This is a genomic window from Micromonospora sp. ATA51 (assembly GCF_016802855.1).
GTDB lineage: Bacteria > Actinomycetota > Actinomycetes > Mycobacteriales > Micromonosporaceae > Micromonospora > Micromonospora sicca.
Map to the genome: position 1 here is coordinate 1 of NZ_JAEVHJ010000398.1, position 5,274 is coordinate 5,274.

The 5,274-nt window shown below is 74.8% G+C and carries 4 protein-coding genes and 1 pseudogene; all 5 read left to right on the forward strand.

Annotation, left to right across the window (positions count from 1 at the left end):
• Positions 1-189: pseudogene (locus tag JNW87_RS34235) on the forward strand (hypothetical protein); the annotation flags it as partial.
• Positions 186-1,340 carry a zinc-dependent alcohol dehydrogenase gene (locus JNW87_RS34240; RefSeq protein WP_238455110.1) on the forward strand — a complete coding sequence of 385 codons (1,155 nt, stop codon included), beginning with the start codon at positions 186-188 and terminating at the stop codon, positions 1,338-1,340. The pseudogene JNW87_RS34235 and the gene JNW87_RS34240, both read left to right, overlap by 4 nt.
• A gap of 31 nt (positions 1,341-1,371) precedes the next feature.
• A complete protein-coding gene (locus JNW87_RS34245) occupies positions 1,372-2,559 on the forward strand; it encodes a trans-acting enoyl reductase family protein (protein ID WP_109804474.1) in 1,188 nt (395 codons plus the stop codon).
• A 47-nt stretch (positions 2,560-2,606) separates the two neighbouring features.
• Positions 2,607-3,686, forward strand: coding sequence for a MerR family transcriptional regulator (locus tag JNW87_RS34250; RefSeq protein WP_109804481.1), 1,080 nt, complete (start codon positions 2,607-2,609; stop codon positions 3,684-3,686).
• Positions 3,687-3,779: 93 nt separating this feature from the next.
• Positions 3,780-5,063 (forward strand): serine--tRNA ligase, encoded by a 1,284-nt coding sequence (gene serS / locus JNW87_RS34255; protein ID WP_238455111.1) that lies wholly within the window; start codon positions 3,780-3,782, stop codon positions 5,061-5,063.
• The last annotated feature ends 211 nt before the right edge of the window (positions 5,064-5,274 follow it).

Sequence of the window (5,274 nt, forward strand, 5' to 3'; positions counted from 1 at the left end):
CGGCACCGAGCTGGCCGCACGACCGCTCGGCGGCTCGCCGCGGCTGCCGGCCTGGCCGCCCACCTGGTCGGCGACGACCCCGGGCTGCTGATCCGGCAGGCCCTGCGGGAGGCCAAGCAGCTCGCCGAGACCGGCGAGGTGCTCCGCGCCGACCGCTCGCGGCTGGACCGCCCGGGGGCCGCCGGGTGAGGGCACTGTGCTGGGAGGGCGTCGACGCGCTGGCGGTACGGCAGGTGCCCGACCCGGAGCTGCGCAACGCGCACGACATGATCGTCCGGGTCCGGCGCAGCGCCACCTGCGGCGCGGACCTGCCGCTGCTGGGCGGGCGGATTCCGTTCCTCGCGGCCGGGGACGTGCTCGGCCACGAGTTCCTCGGCGATGTGGTGGAGGTCGGCCCGGAGGTCCGCCGGCACCGGGTCGACGACCGGGTGGTGGTCTGCGCGGCCGTCGCCTGCGGCGCCTGCTGGTTCTGCCGGCAGGGCCTCTTCGCCTGCTGCGACAACGGCAGCAGCACCGGCGCGGCGGCGACCGAGTCCGCCTGGGGCCAGCCGACCGGCGGCTGCTACGGCCGGCCCGCCCCGCTCGGCGGCTTCGCCGGCAGCCACGCCGAGTACGTCCGGGTGCCGTACGCCGACGTGGGCGCGTTCACCGTGCCGGACCCGGTCAGCGACGACCGGGCGGTGTTCGCCTCGGACGCCGCGCCGACCGGCTGGATGGGCGCCGAGCTGGGCGAGGTCGGGCCGGGTGACGTGGTCGCGGTCTGGGGGGCGGGGGCGGTCGGGCAGCTCACCGCCCGGTCCGCCGTGCTGCGCGGCGCGGCCCGGGTGATCGTCATCGACCGGTACGACGACCGGCTGCGCATGGTGGACCGGCACGTCGGCGCGGAGCCGCTCAACTACCGGTACGTGGACGTCCCGGCCGAGCTGCGGGAGCGCAGCGGCGGCCGGGGCCCGGACGTGTGTGTGGAGGCGGTCGGCATGGAATCGGAGCCACCGGGGCTGCTCGGCGGCCGGCTCGGCGGCGGAGCGGACCGGCCGTTGGCGCTGCGCGAGGCGGTGCACGCCTGCCGCAAGGGCGGCACGGTGGTCGTCCTCGGCACCTGGACCGGATTCGTCGACGCGTTTCCGCTCGGCGCGGTGATGAACAAGGGCCTGACCGTCCGTAGCGCCCGGCAGCACGGGCAGCGCTGGATTCCGATGCTGCTGGACCGGATGGCCCGCGACGAGCTGCGCACCGAACACCTGGCCACCCACCGGCTGCCGCTGGAGCGCGGCGCCGACGGTTACGCGCTGTTCCGGGAGCGGGCGGACGGTTGCGTCCGGGCAGTCTTCTCCCCGTGATCCGCGCGCCCGGGGATGGCACACTCGGCGGATGCGCGACGACCGCCCGCACGACCTCGTCCTGTTCGGCGCGACCGGCTTCACCGGCGCGCTCACCGCCGAGTACCTGGCCCGGCACGCCCCCACCGGACTGCGCTGGGCGCTGGCCGGCCGCAACCCGGCCAAGCTGGCCGCGGTGCGGGACCGGCTCGCCGCGATCGACCCCGCCCTGGCCGAACTGCCGCTGCTGACCGCCGACATGACCGACCCGGAGTCGGTGCGCGCGGTCGCCGCGAGCGCCCGGGTGGTGGCCAGCACCGTCGGCCCGTACGTCCACCACGGGGAGCCGCTGGTCGCCGCCTGTGCCGCCGCCGGCACCGACTACCTGGACATCACCGGCGAGCCGGAGTTCGTCGACCTGATGTACGTGCGGCACCACGCCGAGGCGGTGCGCACCGGGGCGCGGCTGGTGCACGCCTGCGGCTTCGACTCGATCCCGCACGACCTCGGCGCCTGGTACACCGTCAAGCAGCTCCCGTCGGACGGGCCGATCACGGTGGACGGCTTCGTCCGGGCCGGCGGCCGGTTCTCCGCCGGGACGTACCACTCGGCGCTGACCGCGTTCTCCCGGACCGGGGAGATGAGCCGGGCCGCCAAGGCGCGCAAGGCGGTCGAGCCGCGCCCGGAGGGCCGCCGGGTGCGGGCGGTGCCCGGGAAGGTGGGCCGGTCCAGGGAGCTGGGCAGGTGGGTGGTGCCGCTGCCGACCATCGACCCGCAGGTGGTCCGCCGGTCGGCCGCGGCCCGCCCGGAGTACGGCCCGGACTTCCGCTACCGGCACTTCGCCGCGGTGAAGCGGCTCCCGACGATCCTGGTCGCCGGGGTCGGGATGGCCGGTCTGGTCGGGCTGGTGAAGCTGCCGCCGACCCGGCGCTGGCTGCTCGGCCGGCTCTCCTCCGGTCAGGGGCCGACTCCCGAGCAGCGGGCGAAGTCCTGGTTCCGGGTGCGTTTCCTGGGCTCCGGTGGCGGCCGGAAGGTGCTCACCGAGGTGGCCGGCGGGGACCCCGGCTACGACGAGACCGCGAAGATGCTCGCCGAGTCGGCCCTCTGCCTGGCCTGCGACGACCTGCCGCCGACCTCCGGGCAGGTGACCCCGGTGACCGCGATGGGCGACGCCCTGCTGGAGCGCCTGGTGAAGGCGGGGATGACGTTCCGCGTGGTCGACGCGGGCCCGACGGCTTGACCCTCGACCGGGTTGAGGGCACAGGATCGGTCGTCGTGGAGAGCGAACTGCGCAGCATCGGCGAACTGGCCCGGGCCAGCGGGCTGACGGTGAGCGCGCTGCGGTTCTACGACCGCTCCGGCGTGCTGGTGCCCGCGCTGGTCGACCCGGTGACCGGCTACCGCTGGTACACCGACGACCAGGTCGCCCCAGCCCGGCTGGTGGCCGGGCTGCGCCGGGTCGGCATGCCGCTGGCCGAGATCGGCGCCGCGCTGCGGCACCGGTCCGAGCCCGCGGTGGTCGGCCGGCTGCTGGACGCGCACCTGCGCCGGCTGGAGGACGGTCTCGCCGACGCCCGCCGTGAGCTCTCCCGGGTCCGTGCCCTGATCGACCCCGAGGAGACCCCGATGACCACCCGTCTCGTGTTGCACCGTGCCGACCTCGCCGCCGCCGTCGACGCGGTCCGCTTCGCCGTCGGCGCCGACCCGGAGCTGCCGGTGCTGGCCGGGGTGCTGCTGGAGGTGGAGCCGGACGGCGTACGGCTGGTCGCCACCGACCGGCACCGGCTGGCCGTGGCCCGGACCGGGTGGAAGATGGACGGGCCGCCGGTGCGGGTGCTCGTCCCGGTCGGCTTCGTCGACGAGGCGCGCGCCCTGCTGGACACCGGCGCCGGGATCACCCCGGAGGCGCACGTCACCGTCGACCGGGAGACCGTCGAGGTCTCCGTCGCCGGCCGCGCCGTGCGGACGGCGCCCCTGCCGTACGACTTCCCGGACTACCGCCGGCTGCTGCACGGCCACCTGACCGGCGCGCCGGCGCATCGGGTGGTGGTGGACGTGGTGGCGCTGCGCGCGGCGGTGGCCGCCGAGGGCGCGCCGGTGCTGGTGAAGGAGCACGACGGGGTACGCGCCGAGGTGACCGTGCTGGGGCTGGACGAGCGGGGCGGGCTGCGGGTGGTCGGTCCGGACGAGGCGGCAGAGGCGGACGCCGTCCGGGTCGGGGTCAACCGGGAGTACCTGCTCGACGCCCTCGACGCCGGCGACCGGGGGCAGCTCCTGCTGGAGCTGGACGGGCCGATCGCCCCGCTGGCCGTGCGCCGCCCGGACGACGTGCACGCCTTCTCCATCCTGATGCCCGTCCGGCTCTGACGGCCGGTCCCGGGTGCGGGACGGCCGGACGGGGCCGCGACGGTAGCATCTGGGGGTCCCACCTGACTGCCTGGACGGAGGCGTACGAGCAGCATGCTCGACATGGAGTTGATCCGGAAGGATCGCGAGGCGGTGGCGACCGCGCTGGCGAAGCGTCTGGATCCCGCCGAGGTCAACCGGGCGCTGGACGAGATCCAGCGACTCGACCAGGAGCGCCGCGCCCTGATCAGCGAGATCGACGCCGAGCGGCAGCGTCGCAAGGCGGAGGCTCGGGCGTACGCGCAGGCGAAGCGGGCCGGCACCACGCCGGAGCCTGCGCCGGAGGCCGAGCGCAAGCAGCTCGCCGAGCTGGAGTCCCAGCTGGACGAGGTGCAGTCCCGGTTGCGGACCGCGATGAGCGAGCTGCCCAACCTGCCCGCCGACGACGTGGTCGCCGGTGGCAAGGAGGCGAACCGGGTCGTCAGGACCTTCGGCGAGCCGCCGGCCATCGAGAAGGTCCGGGACCACGTGGAGCTGTCCCGCGCGCTCGGCCTGGTCGACCACGAGCGGGGCGTCAAGCTCGGCGGTTCGGGCTTCTGGATGTACACCGGCATGGGCGCCCGGCTGGAGTGGGCGCTGGTCAACTGGCTGATCGAGCAGAACATCCAGGCCGGGTACGAGTTCCTGCTCCCGCCGCACCTGCTGCTGGACAGCGCCGGCTTCGCCGCCGGCCAGTTCCCGAAGTTCTACGACGACGTCTACCACCTGGACAAGCAGTCGGCTCCGCGCGGGCAGTTCCTGCTGCCCACCGCGGAGACGGCGATCCTCGGGGCCTTCCAGGACGAGATCCTGGAGACCGCGAAGCTGCCGCTGAAGGCGTTCGCGTACACCCCGTGCTACCGGCGCGAGGCCGCCGGCTCGCACTCCGACGAGCGGGGCACCGTACGCGGCCACCAGTTCAACAAGGTGGAGATCTTCCAGTTCACCCTGCCCGAGCAGGCGGGCGCCGCCCTGGAGGCGATGGTCGCCCACGTGGAGGGCCTGGTCGAGCAGTTGGGGCTGCACCACCAGACCAGCCTGCTCGCGGCCGGCGACGCCAGCGCCGCGATGAAGAAGACCCTCGACGTCGAGGTCTGGATGCCCAGCACCGGCAAGTACAAGGAGGTGTCGTCGATCTCCTGGGGCGGCGACTACCAGGCCCGCCGGGCGGCCATCCGCTACCGGGAGCCGGGCGGCAAGCAGACCCGGTTCGTGCACACGCTGAACGGCTCGGCGCTGGCCACCAGCCGGCTCTTCCCGGCCATCCTGGAGCACTTCCAGCAGCCCGACGGCTCGGTGCTGGTGCCGGAGGTGCTCCGCGGCAAGCTGGGCGCCGACCGGCTCACGCCGATCCGCTGACCGCAGGCGACCCGGGCCGAGGCTGACCGCGACCGTTCCGGGGTCGATTCGACGGGGCCCCGGGGGCGCCGACGACAACATCTCCGCCAACCGATATGCCTGTCAGGCATAAATATGCCTGACAGTCATATCGCTCACGGGGACAGCGCTGTCCGCCTGCGTCGTGGAGCCTGACGCCCTGGCCGATCCGGCGCGGACCGCCGCGCCACCC